This window comes from Pseudomonas sp. EA_35y_Pfl2_R5 (assembly GCF_963970805.1).
Taxonomy (GTDB): Bacteria; Pseudomonadota; Gammaproteobacteria; order Pseudomonadales; family Pseudomonadaceae; genus Aquipseudomonas.
The window spans coordinates 47558-62318 of record NZ_CAXAOW010000007.1; the positions used below are offsets into that span (position 1 = coordinate 47558).

Below are 14761 nucleotides of genomic sequence, written 5' to 3' on the forward strand. Positions count from 1 at the left end.
TCTCCGGTGATCTCACGCTTCTTTATCGACCGTCCGGTATTTGCCGCGGTCATCTCGATCATCATCGTGCTGGCGGGCCTGATGGCCATGCGCTCGTTGCCGATCGCCCAGTACCCGCAGATCCTCCCGCCGCAGGTTTCGGTCAGCGCCAGCTACGCAGGCGCCAGCGCCCAGGTGATTGCCGAGACGGTGGCCGCGCCGCTGGAACAGTCGATCAACGGCGTTGAAGGGATGATCTACCAGCAGTCCAACTCCGGCGGCAACGCCATGAGCCTGTCGGTGTATTTCGAGGTGGGCCGTGACCCTGATCAGGCCACCATTGACGTCAACAACCGCGTCCAGGCCGCCCTGGCCAAACTGCCGGAAGAAGTGCGCCGGCAGGGCGTCAAGGTGCAGAAAAAGTCCTCGGACATTCTGCAGGTCGTGACCCTATACTCGCCGGATGGCTCGCGCGATCCGGTGTATATCAGCAACTACGCGCTGATCAATGTGATCGACGAGCTCAAGCGCCTGCCGGGTGTGGGTGATGTCAGCCAGTTCGGCTCGAAAGACTATTCCATGCGCATCTGGCTGCGCCCGGACAAGCTGGCGCAATACAACCTGACGCCGACTGATGTGGTCAATTCGATCCGTGAGCAGAACTCGCAGTTTGCCGCCGGTAGCTTCGGTCAGCAGCCGCTCAAGCAGGAGCAGGATTTCACCTACACGGTGACCACCCAGGGCCGGTTTACCGACCCGAAGGAATTTGAAAACGTCATTCTGCGTACCGATGACACCGGCGCCAGCCTGTTGCTCAAGGATGTTGCGCGGATCGAGCTGGGCGCACAGGACTACTCGCTGATGACCTCGCTCAACGGTCAGCAGAACGCTGCCTTTGGCGTGTACCTGCAGCCTGGCGCGAATGCCCTAGATACTGCCGAAGCGGTCAGCAAAACCCTGGAGCGGCTATCAAAGAACTTCCCCAGCGGCATGACCTATAAGGTGCCGTACGACACCACCAAATTCGTTCAGGTATCGATTGAGGAGGTGATCCACACCTTCTTCGAGGCTTTGATCCTGGTAGTGCTGGTGGTGTTTATATTCCTGCAGAACTGGCGCGCCACGCTGATCCCGGTACTGGCGATTCCAGTCTCTCTGGTCGGCACGTTCGCCGGTATGTATATGCTCGGTTTCTCGATCAACCTGCTGACGCTGTTCGGCATGGTTTTGGCCATCGGTATCGTGGTGGACGACGCCATTGTGGTGATCGAAAACGTCGAGCGGGTAATGGCCACCGACAAGATCGGTCCGCGTGAGGCGACCATCAAGGCCATGGAGGAAGTGACCGGGCCGATCATCGCCATCGTTCTGGTGCTGTGCGCGGTGTTCGTGCCGGTGGGCTTCCTCGGTGGTCTGGCTGGGGAAATGTATAAACAGTTCGCCATCACCATTGCCGTGTCGGTGGTAATCTCCGGCATCGTCGCCCTGACCTTGAGCCCGGCACTCTGCGCCTTGCTGCTCAAGCCAGGGCACCATGAACCGGCAGCGCCGTTCCGTGCCTTCAACCGGGTCTTCGACAAGTTGACCAGCGGTTACACCGCCGGTGTGCGGTTTTTCCTCAAGCGCTCGGCGGTCGGTCTGTTGCTGTTTGGCGCGATGATTGCGGTGATGGTGTTGCTGTTCAGTCGGGTGCCGAGCGCCCTGGTGCCCAATGAAGACCAGGGCTATGTGATCAACGCCTACTTCTTACCGCCTGCTGCCTCGCTGACTCGCACCGAGAAACTTACCGGTGACGTGACCCAACAGTTGATGAAGCATCCGGCGGTGCAGGATGTAGTGACCTTCGCCGGCTTTGACGTGCTGACGTTTGGCACCCGCAGCAACGCCGGGGTGTCCTTCGTGCCGCTGAAAGACTGGAGCGAACGCACCACGCCTGAACTGGACGCGCGCAACCTGACTGGCGAATTTATGGGCATGGGCGCCGCGCAGAAAGATGGCGTGGTACTCACCTTCAACCCGCCACCGATCACCGGCATGAGCACCACCGGCGGTTTCGAAGGCTTTATTCAAGATCGCAGTGGCGGCACCACCGCGCAACTGGCCGAGAAGGTTCAGGCCTTCCTCGCCGCCGCGGCAAAACGCCCTGAACTGGCTGGGGTACAGAGCACCTTCAGCGCCAACGTGCCGCAGTACTTTATCGACCTGGACCGGACCAAGGCGCGCGCCCTGGGTGTGGCGGTGAATGATGTATTCACTGCGATGCAGGCCACGTTCGGCAGCTACTACGTCAACGATTTCAGTCTGTATGGGCGTACCTTCCAGGTCAGCCTACAGGCCGAAGCGGAGTTCCGCAGCAAGCCGGAAGACCTGTCCCAGGTCTATGTGCGCGCGGGCAGTGGTGAGTTGGTGTCGCTGGCCAGTCTGGTCAAGGTTGAGCGGATTCTTGGCCCGGATACCTACGCACGCTTTAACGTCTATCCGGCGGCGAAAATCCTCGGCGGGCCGGCTCCAGGCTTTAGCTCTGGTCAGGCGTTGAGCGCGATTCAGGAAGTAGCGGAGGAAGTGCTCGGCAGCGATTACAGCATTGGCTGGACCGGCTCGGCCTTCCAGGAAGTGGCCTCGCAAGGTTCGGGCAGCAGTGCCTTTGTCTTCGGTCTGATTATGGTGTTCCTGATTCTCGCCGCGCAGTATGAGCGCTGGACGCTGCCGCTGGCAGTGGTCACTGCGGTGCCGTTCGCGGTGTTCGGGGCGATTCTCGCAGTGTGGTTGCGCGGCATCGAGAACGATCTGTACTTCCAGGTCGGCCTGGTCACTCTGATCGGTCTGGCGGCGAAGAACGCTATCCTCATTGTCGAGTTTGCGGTGCTCAACCGGCACCAGGGCATGGGCATCTTCGAGTCTGCGCTGGAAGCCGCGCGCCTGCGTTTCCGCCCGATCATCATGACCTCACTGGCGTTTATTCTTGGTGTTGTGCCGCTGGCGATCAGCTCGGGCGCAGGTTCGGCCAGTCGTCATTCGATCGGTACCGGGGTGATCGGCGGGATGATGGCAGCGACCTTCCTGGCAATCTTCCTGATCCCGATGTTCTACCTGCTGGTGGAGTCGCTGGCAGAGAAAATCGGCAAAGGTCGGAAAAAGGCCGATACCTCGGTTTGATCAGCAGTCCGCTGGTAAGGGCAAACCGTAGCCCGGATGCAATCCGGGAGCGGTTTGTCAGCCCGCTGTAGCTTGGGGTTATCGGGCTATAGCGGCTTTCTCTGTCATTACATCTCTGGACACCCATGCCGTTACGTCTTCTGCTTATTCTTGGCGCGCTTAGCGCCTTTGGCCCGTTGGCTATCGATTTTTACCTGCCGAGCTTTCCGACCCTGGCGCGTGCGTTCTCCACCGATGTTGAGCATGTGCAGCAGTCGTTGGCCGCCTATTTTGCTGGCCTCGCCATCGGCCAGTTGGTGTACGGACCGCTGGCCGACCGCTTTGGTCGGCGCAAGCCGCTGCTGGTTGGGGTCATGCTGTTCAGCCTGGCGTCGTTGGCCTGCGCCCTGGCGCCTAGCTTGGAATGGTTGATTGGCGCGCGTTTTGTGCAGGCGTTGGGCGGTTGCGCCGGGATGGTGGTGTCGCGGGCAGTGGTGCGTGATCTGTGTGACCCGATCAGCTCGGCCAAGGTGTTTTCTCAACTGATGCTGGTGATGGGCTTGGCGCCGATTCTTGCGCCTTTGGGCGGTGGGCTGCTGCTTAGCACTCTGGGCTGGCCGTCGATCTTTATCAGCCTGATGCTATTCAGCTTTATCTGTCTGTTGGCGGTGGCCCTGTGGTTGCCGGAAACCCTGGCCAAGGATGTACCCCCCGCGCCTTTGCGCGGCGCGCTGGGGGAGTACAAGCGGCTGTTCGCTGATCTGCCATTTATGGGTTATGCACTGACCGGGGGCTGTGCGATTGCCGGAATGTTTGCCTATATCGCTGGTTCGCCGTTCGTGTTTATCGAGCTGTATGGCATTCCTGCAGAGCATTACGGCTGGTTGTTCGGCAGTAATGCCCTGGGCTTTATTCTGGTGGCGCAACTCAATGCCTGGCTGGTTGCGCGGCATGGGCCTGCGTATTGGTTGGGCAAGACCGTGTGGTTCTACCTGACTTGTGGCCTGGCACTGGTGCTGGTTGCTCTGGCCAAGCCGCAAGTCTTGTGGCCGCTGCTGATTCCACTGTTTGGCTGCATTGCCAGCCTGGGCATTCTGCTGCCCAACGCTTCGGCCTGTGCCATGGCCGGGCAGGGCAGGCATGCCGGCAGTGCCTCGGCGTTGCTCGGTAGCCTGCAATTTGTTATCGCTGCCAGTGCCGCCGCCATGGTGGGTGTGCTGCATGACGGCAGCGCCTGGCCGATTGCCGTGGTGATCTTCGGTTGCGGGGTATTGGCCGTGAGCTTTTCCCTGTTTACCCGCTGGGTCGAGCGCGGCGCGATCCGCTCATAGGCTTAACTTGCAGCTCGCTGCTGTTCGAATGGCAGCATATGCGGCGCGCTCAGGCGCGCTTGCAAGGTGCTGACAAACTGGCGAGCCTCGCTTTCATTGCGAAAGGTCACGCTCTGCGTGCCAAGGCATACCTGCCATCCAGAACCTGTAGATGTTTTTACCGATTGGACCATGACGTTCATCGTCGAGACTCCTCTGCAAGAGAGGCCAGTCTAGTCGCTCAATGTGAACCTCCATTGACCTGCAACAAGTCAATCACGGCTAGTGCGCCGTTGGTCAGCTTTGCTCACGTTGCCGATATTGAACCTGATGGCGCTCATTTACGTCATGCAAGCTGCCGTGCAGGCTGTGTTCCGGCAGGCTCAGGTTGAGCTGCACTTCAACGCGGCGCGTCTGGCCGCTACTAGTGAGCAGCTGGCATTCCAGGCGCAGGCTGCTCAGTTTGCCGCTACGCAGCTCTTGCAGGCGTTGGTGCAAGGTGCCTTGGTTCAGTTCCGGCATAAAGCGCTGTAACGGGCTACCCAGGCTTTCGTGAATCGGGTAGCCGCTGATCTGCGTCCAGGCCGGGTTGAGAAAGCTCAGTTTGTCGTCGGCATCGGTGATAAAAATCGCATCGCCGAGTTGCTCGACCAGAGAGCGATAGCGGCTTTCGCTGATCTGCAGTTCGCTGTCGATTTTCTTCTGCTCGGTCAGGTCGATATCGACGCAGTACAGCTCCAGCTGATCAAGGCTATTGCGCAGCATCAGGTGGCTGGAATAGACCCATACCAGGCTGCCGTCCTTGCGTTGCAACTGCACCTCGGCGGCGGGAATCGGCGGGCCGCCGAGTTGCCACAGGTTGATCGCGCTGGCCACCTTGCTGCGCGCCGCAAGCGGCACGATCAGCTCTTCCAGGCGGCGCCCCATCACCTCATGCACCGCATAGCCATAGAGCAAGGTGCTGGCCTGGTTCCAGTAAATCACCCGGCGCTCGCGGTCGTAGCCCTGCACGGCAATCCGTGGTGTCTGCTCGAATAACTGACGAAAGCGCTGCTCGCTTTCGCGCAGAGCGCTCTCGTCACGTTTCTGCGCGCTGATGTTCTGTACGGTACCGAGGACGCGGCCATGCTCATCGACTTCGCCGCGTAGCATCAGCCAGGTGGGCTGATGTGGCTGGGCCTGTAACAGGCGGGCACTCACCATTATCGGGTGGCGCCCCTCCAGCAAAGCCAGCAGGGCGCGTTGCACGGCCGAGCGTTCGGCGGGGTGCAACCAGCTGAGCAGCTGGTTGATGCTGCATTGCTGGTTGTCAGAGACGCGGCCGAGCAGGCCGAGGGCTTCTTCGCTCCAGTGGAAGCCATCACGGTATTCCCAGCTACCGAGCCCGGCGTTGCGTTGCGTGTGTTGCAGCAGGCGGCTGTTGTGGGTGAGTTTTTCCAGTAGTTGGCGTTGCGCCTGCCGGTCACGCAGGCTGAGCAGGAAGATCAACCCGCTGCTGAGCAGAATAAACAGCAGGCCTTTGCCGGTTTGCAGCTCGGCCACAAGCTCGCTGTCCTTGATGAGTGCGTGCAGCAGGTAGTCGCTGCCGAAAATCCACAGGGCGCTGAACAGGATGTATACGCCAGCCAGGCGCAGTGAGCCTTGAAGATCGGGTCGCATCCCTTACCGCCAATGGCTAGCCAGGTCGAGATAACTGAGTGGGGTTGCCTGAAAAGAGGCAATGTCCTGAGTCTAGCCGGCCCTTGGTCGAATGCAGGCCGCGCGATAAAAAGCTGCCCGGCTACGCACAATGTGAGCCGGGAGCCTTTGCGCCCTTAAAAACCTTCGAGAACGATCTTGCCCTTGGCTGTACCGCTTTCCAGCAGGGTATGGGCGCGGCGCAGGTTGGCAGCATTGATGCTGCCGAAATGCTCCCCCAGGGTGGTGCACAGAGTGCCGGCATCCACCAGTTCGGCCACCCGATCCAGCAGGCGGTGCTGTTCGATCATGTCGGCGGTCTCGAACAGCGAGCGGGTAAACATCAGCTCCCAGTGCAGCGACAGGCTTTTGCGTTTGAGTTGCATGATGTCCAGCGGCTGCTCTGGGTCGTCGATCAGCGCCAGGCGACCTTGTGGGGCCAGGGCTTCGACCAGCTGTGCGAAGTGCTGGTCGGTCTGGGTCAGGCTGGCGACGTGAGTGACCTGATTGATGCCGATACGTTGCAGCTCCTCACTTAGCGGCTGGCGATGGTCGATCACATGGTGTGCGCCCAGCTGGCGAACCCAGGCTTGGGTTTCCGGACGGGAGGCGGTGCCGATCACCGTCAGACCCGTGAGTTGACGGGCCAGCTGCACCAGCACCGACCCTACGCCGCCTGCAGCACCAACTATCAGTAAGCTCTGACCCAGGTCTGCGTTGCCCTGGGTGACCTGCAAACGCTCGAACAGTAATTCCCAGGCGGTGGTCGCAGTCAGCGGCAGGGCGGCTGCTTCGGCAAACGGCAGGCTTTTGGGCATAAGCCCGACGATGCGCTCATCCACCACATGCAGTTCGCTGTTGGCCCCGGCGCGGTTGATCGCCCCGGCGTAATACACCCGATCGCCGGGTTGGAACAGACTGACCTCGCTGCCGACTGCTTTGACGATGCCGCTGGCATCCCAACCGAGCACCTTGGCGGCGCCGTCGGTTGGGGCGACGTTGCGGCGGATCTTGGTGTCCACCGGGTTGACCGAAATGGCCTTGACCTCGACCAGCAGGTCGCGCGGGCCGGGCGTTGGCGCAGGCAGTTCCACATCCTGCAGGGCGTCAGCGTGGTCGGCGGGCAGGGACTGGTAATAGGCGACAGCTTTCATGAGGGCTCCTTAGAGAATGCGCTGCATCAGTTGATGATCGACCTGTTCCAGCAGGCTGCCGCAGGTCTGGCCGAAGTGCAGAAAATGCGCGGTTTGCTGATGCGCGCTGAGGGCGGCTGCGTCCTGCCATTGCTCAACCATGATGAAACGGTTGGGCTGCTCCTGATGCAGGTGCAGGTTGTATTGCAGGCAGCCGGCTTCGGCCTGGCTGGGCGGCACCAGCTGGCGCAGACCGGCTTCAACCGCCTCGGCCTGGCCAGGGCGGGCGGTGATGGTGGCAATCAGGGTGAGTGGGCTCGACATGGCTGGGCTCCGGTTCAAGATGTGGCCATGCTCGATTATTTGATTGACGAGAAAAACTGCCCGCTACTAGAGTCTCTTTCAATATTTTTTTGATAATGAGTCGCCATGCTGCGTTTTGATGATCTGCAGTTGTTTGTTACCACCGCTGATCTGGGCAATCTCTCGGCGGCCGCGCGGCGTCTGGATATTTCTCCGGCGGTGGCCAGTGCCGCGCTCAAGCGTCTGGAACAACAGCTGGAGGCGCGCCTGTTTAGCCGCTCCACCCGCAGCCTGCGCCTGACGCCTGAGGGCGAGCTGTTTCTCGGTCATGCACGGCTGGCCCTGCAGAGCCTGGATGACGGCCGGCAGCAGTTAGCCGGCAGCAAGGTCGGTATCAGCGGGCCGTTGCAGCTGTCCGCGCCATCGGACTTTGGCCGGAATACCTTGCTGCCCTGGCTGGATGAATTTCAGCAGGCGCACCCGCACGTGCAGTTGCGACTGCTGCTCGGTGATCGGGTGGCCGATCTGTTCCGCGAACCGGTGGATATCGCCCTGCGTTACGGCGCACCGGAGGACTCCAGCCTGGTTGCCTTGCCCGTGGCTGCGCTGAATCGCCGTGTACTGTGCGCCGCGCCGCAGTATTTACAGCAGCATGGCGCGCCGCAGTCGGTGGAGGAGTTGGCCGAGCACAACTGTTTGCTCTATATGCTCGGCGGCCGGCTGCATGACCGCTGGCGCTTCAGCGACGGCAAGCGCGAGCAGGGCATCAGCGTCAAAGGCGACCGGGTCAGTGACGATGCCGATGTGGTGCGGCGCTGGGCGGTCAGCGGCGCCGGGCTGGTGTACAAGTCCTGGCTGGATGTGGTCGGCGATGTGCGTGCCGGGCGGCTCCAGGTGTTGTTGCCTGATTTGCGCGGCGAGCTGACCCCGCTCAACCTGATTTGCGCGCACCGGGCGCAACTGAGCAAGCCGGTGTTGCTGCTGCGTGAGTTCGTGCAGCTAAGGTGTACAGAGTTGTTGGCGGATCCCCCGTGGCCGAACTAAGATTGCCGCCAGCGCGCTGCGGCAATCCATCGCAGTGCGGCTGTGTCACCTGCGCCCCAGAGCAATGCTAGAGTCGCGCCCCATGAAAATGACCCGTACTGACCGTCGCTTACTGGCCTGGATGCTGTATTTCAGCGTCCTGTTCAGCGCGTTCGCCTGCAGTATTGGTCACGGGCAGATGGCCGGTCTGCAGCTCAGCGGGCTGAGCAGCCAGTACTGCTCCTTTGAGGGTAACTTCGGTGCCGGTGCGGACCTGGATGGCTCCGGCGTTGTTGCACCCAATCCCGCCACCGGCTCCGGTTGCTCCCTGAGTTCCACGTTCAGCGCGATCATCCTGGCGGCGTTCTTCGGTTTGCTGGGCTTGCTGGCCCCCAGCCGCGCGCCACTGCTGACGTTCTTCTTCACGCCGCGACTGGTCCGCTATCTCTGGCCTTCGGCCAATCCCCGCGCGTCCCCCTTTCTGGCTTGAGTTGCCTTGGCTGCGGCAGCGTTTGCCTGCTGCGCTTATTACTTGAGACCAGATAAAAACTGCGTTTGTCGGTGCCCAAAGCCTGCATTTAGGTGGCACTTGATAGGCCGAAGTTGGGGAAGTTTATGCGTCAGATATCCGTAGTCAGTCTGCTGGCCGTCAGTGTCAGCCTGGCCAGTTCCGCCTTTGCCGAGCATCTCAAGCTGGAAGACAGCACTGTGATCGGTCAGCAGCATGGGGATGCTACTGCGCCGAGCATTGCCGAAAAGCGCGCCGAGTTTGCGCGGATTCCCGGTGGTGCCAGTGTCGTCGATGCCGAAACCTACAAGACCGGCCGCGCCAGCTCGCCGCAGGATGCCCTGGGCCAGGCCACCGGCGTGTATATCCAGTCGCGCTCGGGGGCCGAGGAATCGCGCCTGTCAATTCGTGGCTCGGGCCTGCAACGGACCTTCCACCAGCGCGGCATTCTGCTGATGCAGGACGGTGCGCCGCTGAACCTGGCCGATGGCAGTGGTGACTTCCAGAGCATCGAGCCGATTGCCCTGGACCATATCGAGGTCATGCGCGGCGCCAACGCCTGGCGCTATGGCGCCGCCAACCTGGGCGGGGCGATCAACTTCGTCACCCCCACCGGCAAGACCGTACCCAAGCTACAGTTGCGTAGCGAGGCCGGCAGCTTCGACTACCAGCGCATCTTCGGCGCCGTGGCTGAAGACTTTGGCGATTGGGACGCCTACCTGAGTTTTTCCGATTATTCCCAGGACGGTTTCCGCGATCACGCGCGCCAGGAAAACCAGCGCTATTTCGCCAATCTCGGCGGGCGCATCAACGAGCGCTTGTCGACCCGCTTCTATATCAGCCACGTGGAAACCGATTCGGAAATCCCCGGCAGCCTGACTAAGGCGCAGCTGCGGCGTAACCCCGAGCAGGCAGCGCAGAGCACCGTGACGGGCGATAACAAGCGCGATTTCACCCTTAACCGCGTCGGCAATATCACCACCCTGCAACTGGATGGCGGGCACAGCCTGGAACTGTCGAGTTTCTACAGCGAGAAATCGCTGTGGCACCCCATCTTCCAGGTGCTGGAAGTCGACAGCGAAGATGTCGGTGTACGACTGACCCACAAGTGGCACAGCAGCGAGGGTTGGCGCTGGAGCGGCGGCGTGGAGGCACTGCAGGGCCGCAACCACACTGAAAACCATGTCATCGTGCTGGGTAAGCGCGGCAATCGGGTGGACCGTCAGGTACAGACCGCGCGCAGCCTGAATGCCTTTACCGAGCTGGAAGTGCCGTTGGCCGAGGACTGGGCGCTGATCGGCGGCCTCACTTGGCTGCACAGTGAGCGCGATATCGATGACAAGTTGAAAAGCAGCTTCAACTTCGTCGGTATCCCGACTGGCTTTCAGGATGCTTCATTCAACCGCAGCTACAGCGCACGCATCGGCCGTATCGGCTTGCGCCACGACCTGACAGATGGCGTGCAGCTGTTTACCAACCTCAGCCAGAGCTACGAGCCGCCGACCTTCAGCGAGCTGACCGGTGGCGCCATCGTCACCGAGAACGAGGCGCAGAAGGCCACCACCCTGGAAGCCGGTATGCGCTTTAAACAGGGCAACCTGGACGTGGATCTGGCGGTGTACCGCAGCGAGATCCGCGACGAGTTGCTGGGTTACGTCAACCCGCTCAATCCGACTCAGGTGGTCACCACCAACGCCGACCGCACCGTGCACCAGGGCATCGAGTTTGGTGCGGCCTGGCAATTGGACGAGGTGGTATTGCGTGGCCAGTACCTGTTCAACGACTTCCGCTTCGACAACGACCCGGCCTATGGCAACAACCGCATCGCCGGTGTGCCGAGCCAGTTCCTCAAGGGTGAGGCGCTGTGGCAGCGCAATGGCTGGTATGCCGGCCCAACCGTCGAGTGGGTGCCGGTGCACTACGCCGCCGACCACGCCGAGTCGCTGTATGCCGAGGCTTATGCGATCTGGGGGCTGAAGGGCGGTTATCGTCCGCGTGAAGGCCTGGGCTTTTTTGTCGAAGGGCGCAACCTCTCGGACAAGACCTATATCGCCACCACTGGTGTTGTGGCTAACGCCAATGGCCAGGACGCGGCGCTGTTTATGCCTGGTGACGGTCGCAGCCTGTACGTCGGCCTGGAGTGGAAGCTTTGACCGCGGCACTGCCAACGCATCAGCTGCCCCGTCAAGCCTGGCGCCAGCGCCTGCTGCGGCTTATGCCGTGGCACAAGCGCCTGGCACTGCTGGCCTGCCTGGGCATCTTCAGCTGGGCGGGCAGCGGCATGTTGCACCCGCTGATGGGCTATTTGCAGCTGCGCCCGCAAACCATGGCCACGCCGCAACAGGCGCTGCCGCTGGACAACCTGCGCAGCCCTGCGCAAGTGCTCGGGGCTGCGGGTATTGCACAGGTGCAGGGCTTGCGCCTGCTGGTGCTGAGTGGTGAGCCGTACTACCAGGCACGTCTGGCCGGTGAGCTGCAGCCGCGTTATTGGCATGCACGCAGTGGTCAGGCGGTCGAGCTGGCCGGAACCCATGCCGAAAGCCTGGCGCGGCATTACCTGGGCAGCGACGAGCAGCTGGCCTACGTCGGCAGCATCGAGCGGTTCACTGGCGAATACGCTTTTATCAATCGCCTGCTGCCGGTGGCGCGGGTCGACACCCAGCGTGACGACCATTTACGGCTGTATGTCGACCTGTTCCATGACCGCCTCGGCACCTTGGTTGATCAGCGCAAGGCCTGGTTCAGCGGGTTCTTCCAGACGATGCACAGCTTTCGCTGGCTGGATGCGGCGGGGCCGCTAAGGCCGGTGCTGATGCTGGTGCTGCTGGCCTCGATTGTCTCGGCGACGCTGTTCGGTGTGGCGCTGTTTATCGCCCGCCATTCATGGCGGCGACCCTGCGGGCCGTCGCTGAGCGACGTTAAAAATGGCTCCCGGCCATTTTTTATCGCCCGTGCCCGTACCTTCAATCGTCGGCTGCATGGCTGGTGGGGGCTGGGCCTGGCATTGGCGACTTTGAGTTTTGCCAGCAGCGGCGCTTGGCATTTGTTGCACAAGCAGGTTGCGCAGCCCTGGCCGGCACCCTTTGTACCTAGCTTTAACGTGGCCGAGCTGGACAAAGCACCGGCGGCCGATTGGCTGCTGGCCGGTGAAGAGCTGTACATGCTCAGCCTGCTCGAACTCGACGGTAAGCCGATCTGGCGCGCCCAGGGTCAGCAGTTCGCCAGCATGGCCAGCCTGCATTATCTGGATACCCAGGGCCGCGAGCTGGGCAATGACACGCCGCGCCGTTATGCCCAGCAGCGCCTTGATCATTACGCCAAGACCATGAATCTGGGTGAGGTGCAGCAACTCAGCCTGCAGCACAACTTCGATCATGAGTACGGGTTCGTCTTTAAGCGCCTGCCGGTGTTCAAGGCCAACTATGCCGATGGCAACAACACCGCGCTGTTTATCGACCCGCTTGACGGTGCCCTGGCCAGCCGCGTGCAGAATGCCGACCGCACTGAAGGCTGGACCTTCGCCTATCTGCACAAGTGGGAGTTTCTCGCAGGTATAGGCAATGGCTACAAACACCTGCTGCTTGGTATCGTCGCGCTGGCCCATGTGTTGTTGGCGCTGGTGGGCCTGAGCCTGCTGCGGCGAGGATCGCGATAATGAAACAGGGTCTATCCATATCCCTTGAACGTGCCTGGAGCTGAAGATGCACAAGCCGACTATGCCTCAGGCGACTACGCCGAACGTCTCGTTCTACAACCTGGCTTGGCGCTGGCATTTCTATGCCGGGCTATTCGTTATTCCGTTTCTGATTCTGCTCTCGGTCACGGGGATCATCTACCTGTTCAAGCCGCAGCTGGATCAGCTGATGTATGCCGAGCTGCTGCAGGTAACGCCAGCCGAGCAGGCGATGTCCGCCGATCAACAACTGGCGTTGGTGCGACAGGCCTATCCCGAGGCCAGCATCAGCCAATATCTGCCTCCAGTAAACGCCGAGCGCAGTGCGCAGTTTGTGATCGAGGCCGAAGGTCAGGGCCTCAATGTATTTGTTGATCCTTATCGCGGCACAGTGCTGGGCAGCCAGGATGCGCAGGACAACCTGCAGGCCATCGCCCGCCAGCTGCATGGCGACCTCATGGTCGGCACCCTGGGCGATCGGCTAATCGAGTTGGCCGCTGGCTGGGGCATTGTGCTGGTGGTCTCCGGTTTGTACCTGTGGTGGCCGCGCGGTCGCTCGGGTGCGGGTGTGCTGTGGCCGCGACTGACGGCACGTGGGCGTTTGCTGTGGCGTGACCTGCATGCGGTGACCGGCTTTTGGGGCTCGCTGCTGCTGTTATTTATGCTGCTCACCGGGATGACCTGGACCGGCTTCTGGGGCGCGCAGTTTGCCGGCGCCTGGAATCACTTTCCCGCAGCAATGTGGGACGACGTGCCGCAGTCCGGGCAGCTCACCCGTAGCCTGAATCACAGCAGCAAACAGACCGTTGCGTGGGCGGTGGAAACCACGCCGCTGCCGGCTTCCGATCCGCATGCCGCGCATAACGGCCACGCCGCCAGCGCTGCGCCAAGCACCGTAGCTCAGGTCAACTTGCAACAGGTGGTCGATACGGCTGCCGAGCGCGGCGTGCAACCGGGTTACAGCATCACCCTGCCTAAGGGTGAAACCGGCGTGTACAGCATCGCCCTGTTCGCCGATGACCCACGTAACGACGCCACCCTGCATATCGATCAGTACAGCGGCGCGGCGCTGGCCGACGTGCGCTGGAAGGATTACGGCGTGGTGGCGAAAACGGTGGAAACCGGGGTCATGCTGCATGAAGGCAAGCTGTTCGGCCTGGCCAACCAGTTGCTGATGCTCGCGGTCTGCTTGCTGGTGCTGCTCAGTGCGATCAGCGGGCTGGTCATGTGGTGGCAACGCCGTCCGACTGGAAAGCTCGGCGTACCGCCGCTACGGCATGACCTGCCACGTTGGAAAACCGCAATTGTCATCATGTGCCTGCTCGGCGCCGCCTTCCCGTTAGTGGGCGCGTCCCTGTTGTTGATCTGGGCGCTGGATTGGCTGCTGCTCTCGCGCCTGCCTGGGCAGCGTCTGGCCAGCGGTTGAAGACAACTACTGGCGCGGGCCGCGCCAAGGCTTCGCGTTACCCCCCGACTTTAATGAACAAATGGCTCACCTTTGGAGGAACACCATGCTGTTAAAGAAAACCCTGCTGATTGCCGCTTTGCTTAGCCCCAGCCTGTTTGCCAGCGCCCATGACTACGCCGTCGGCGAGCTGCAGGTCGCGCACCCCTGGTCGCGGGAAATGCCGCCGATAGCGCCAACCGCTGCGGCTTACTTTGTCGTGCATAACGCCGGTAGCGAGGCCGACCGCTTGCTTAGCGCCAGTACGCCGCACGCTGGTAAGGCCGAGATTCACGAACATATTCATGCCGACGGCTTGATGAAAATGCAGCAGGTGCAAAGCGTCGCCATACCCGCCGGCGGCGAGGTGAAGTTCGAGCCCATGGGTTACCACGTCATGCTGTTCAACCTGCAGCAACAAGGCAAAGACGGCGAGCGCTTCCCGCTGACCCTGACCTTCGAGAAGGCCGGTGCGGTAGAGGTGCAGGTCAGCGTGCAGAAGGATGCCCCGGCGGAGAAGGACGCTGCACACCAGCACTGATCGGCAGCGAAGCTCGTAGGGTGGATGGCGCTTTA

General features: G+C 61.5%; 11 protein-coding genes. 8 read left to right on the top strand and 3 right to left on the bottom strand.

Annotation, left to right across the window (positions count from 1 at the left end; all coding sequences use genetic code 11):
• Positions 1–6: 6 nt before the first annotated feature.
• Both AACX99_RS13855 and AACX99_RS13860 read left to right on the top strand, forming a co-directional pair.
• Entirely contained in the window at positions 7–3135 is a 3129-nt protein-coding gene (locus AACX99_RS13855; protein ID WP_339412647.1) for an efflux RND transporter permease subunit, read from the top strand.
• Between the two features lie 125 nt (positions 3136–3260).
• Positions 3261–4445 (top strand): multidrug effflux MFS transporter, encoded by a 1185-nt coding sequence (locus tag AACX99_RS13860; RefSeq protein WP_339412648.1) that lies wholly within the window; start codon positions 3261–3263, stop codon positions 4443–4445.
• A gap of 276 nt (positions 4446–4721) precedes the next feature.
• Here AACX99_RS13860 and AACX99_RS13870 read toward each other — a convergent pair whose 3' ends face one another.
• The 3 genes from AACX99_RS13870 to AACX99_RS13880 all read right to left on the bottom strand — a co-directional run bounded on the left by AACX99_RS13870 (position 4722) and on the right by AACX99_RS13880 (position 7558).
• Positions 4722–6083, bottom strand: a complete 1362-nt coding sequence (locus AACX99_RS13870) for a PAS domain-containing protein (RefSeq protein WP_339412650.1) — start codon at positions 6081–6083, stop codon at positions 4722–4724.
• Positions 6084–6238: 155 nt separating this feature from the next.
• Positions 6239–7255 (bottom strand): zinc-binding alcohol dehydrogenase family protein, encoded by a 1017-nt coding sequence (locus AACX99_RS13875; RefSeq protein ID WP_339412651.1) that lies wholly within the window; start codon positions 7253–7255, stop codon positions 6239–6241.
• A 9-nt stretch (positions 7256–7264) separates the two neighbouring features.
• Entirely contained in the window at positions 7265–7558 is a 294-nt protein-coding gene (locus tag AACX99_RS13880; RefSeq protein ID WP_339412653.1) for a putative quinol monooxygenase, read from the bottom strand.
• A 105-nt stretch (positions 7559–7663) separates the two neighbouring features.
• Between AACX99_RS13880 and AACX99_RS13885 the strand changes: the two genes are divergently transcribed.
• From AACX99_RS13885 to AACX99_RS13910, 6 genes are all read left to right on the top strand, one after another.
• On the top strand, positions 7664–8581 hold the full coding sequence (locus tag AACX99_RS13885) for a LysR family transcriptional regulator (protein WP_339412654.1): 918 nt from the start codon (positions 7664–7666) through the stop codon (positions 8579–8581).
• Between the two features lie 82 nt (positions 8582–8663).
• Positions 8664–9050 (top strand): DUF2946 domain-containing protein, encoded by a 387-nt coding sequence (locus AACX99_RS13890; RefSeq protein WP_339412655.1) that lies wholly within the window; start codon positions 8664–8666, stop codon positions 9048–9050.
• 125 nt (positions 9051–9175) lie between these two features.
• A complete protein-coding gene (locus tag AACX99_RS13895) occupies positions 9176–11221 on the top strand; it encodes a TonB-dependent receptor family protein (RefSeq protein WP_339412657.1) in 2046 nt (681 codons plus the stop codon).
• A 62-nt stretch (positions 11222–11283) separates the two neighbouring features.
• Positions 11284–12723 carry a hypothetical protein gene (locus tag AACX99_RS13900; protein WP_339412658.1) on the top strand — a complete coding sequence of 480 codons (1440 nt, stop codon included), beginning with the start codon at positions 11284–11286 and terminating at the stop codon, positions 12721–12723.
• A 46-nt stretch (positions 12724–12769) separates the two neighbouring features.
• Positions 12770–14167 (top strand): PepSY-associated TM helix domain-containing protein, encoded by a 1398-nt coding sequence (locus AACX99_RS13905; RefSeq protein WP_339412659.1) that lies wholly within the window; start codon positions 12770–12772, stop codon positions 14165–14167.
• 85 nt (positions 14168–14252) lie between these two features.
• A complete protein-coding gene (locus AACX99_RS13910; RefSeq protein WP_339412660.1) occupies positions 14253–14726 on the top strand; it encodes a copper chaperone PCu(A)C in 474 nt (157 codons plus the stop codon).
• Positions 14727–14761: the final 35 nt, after the last annotated feature.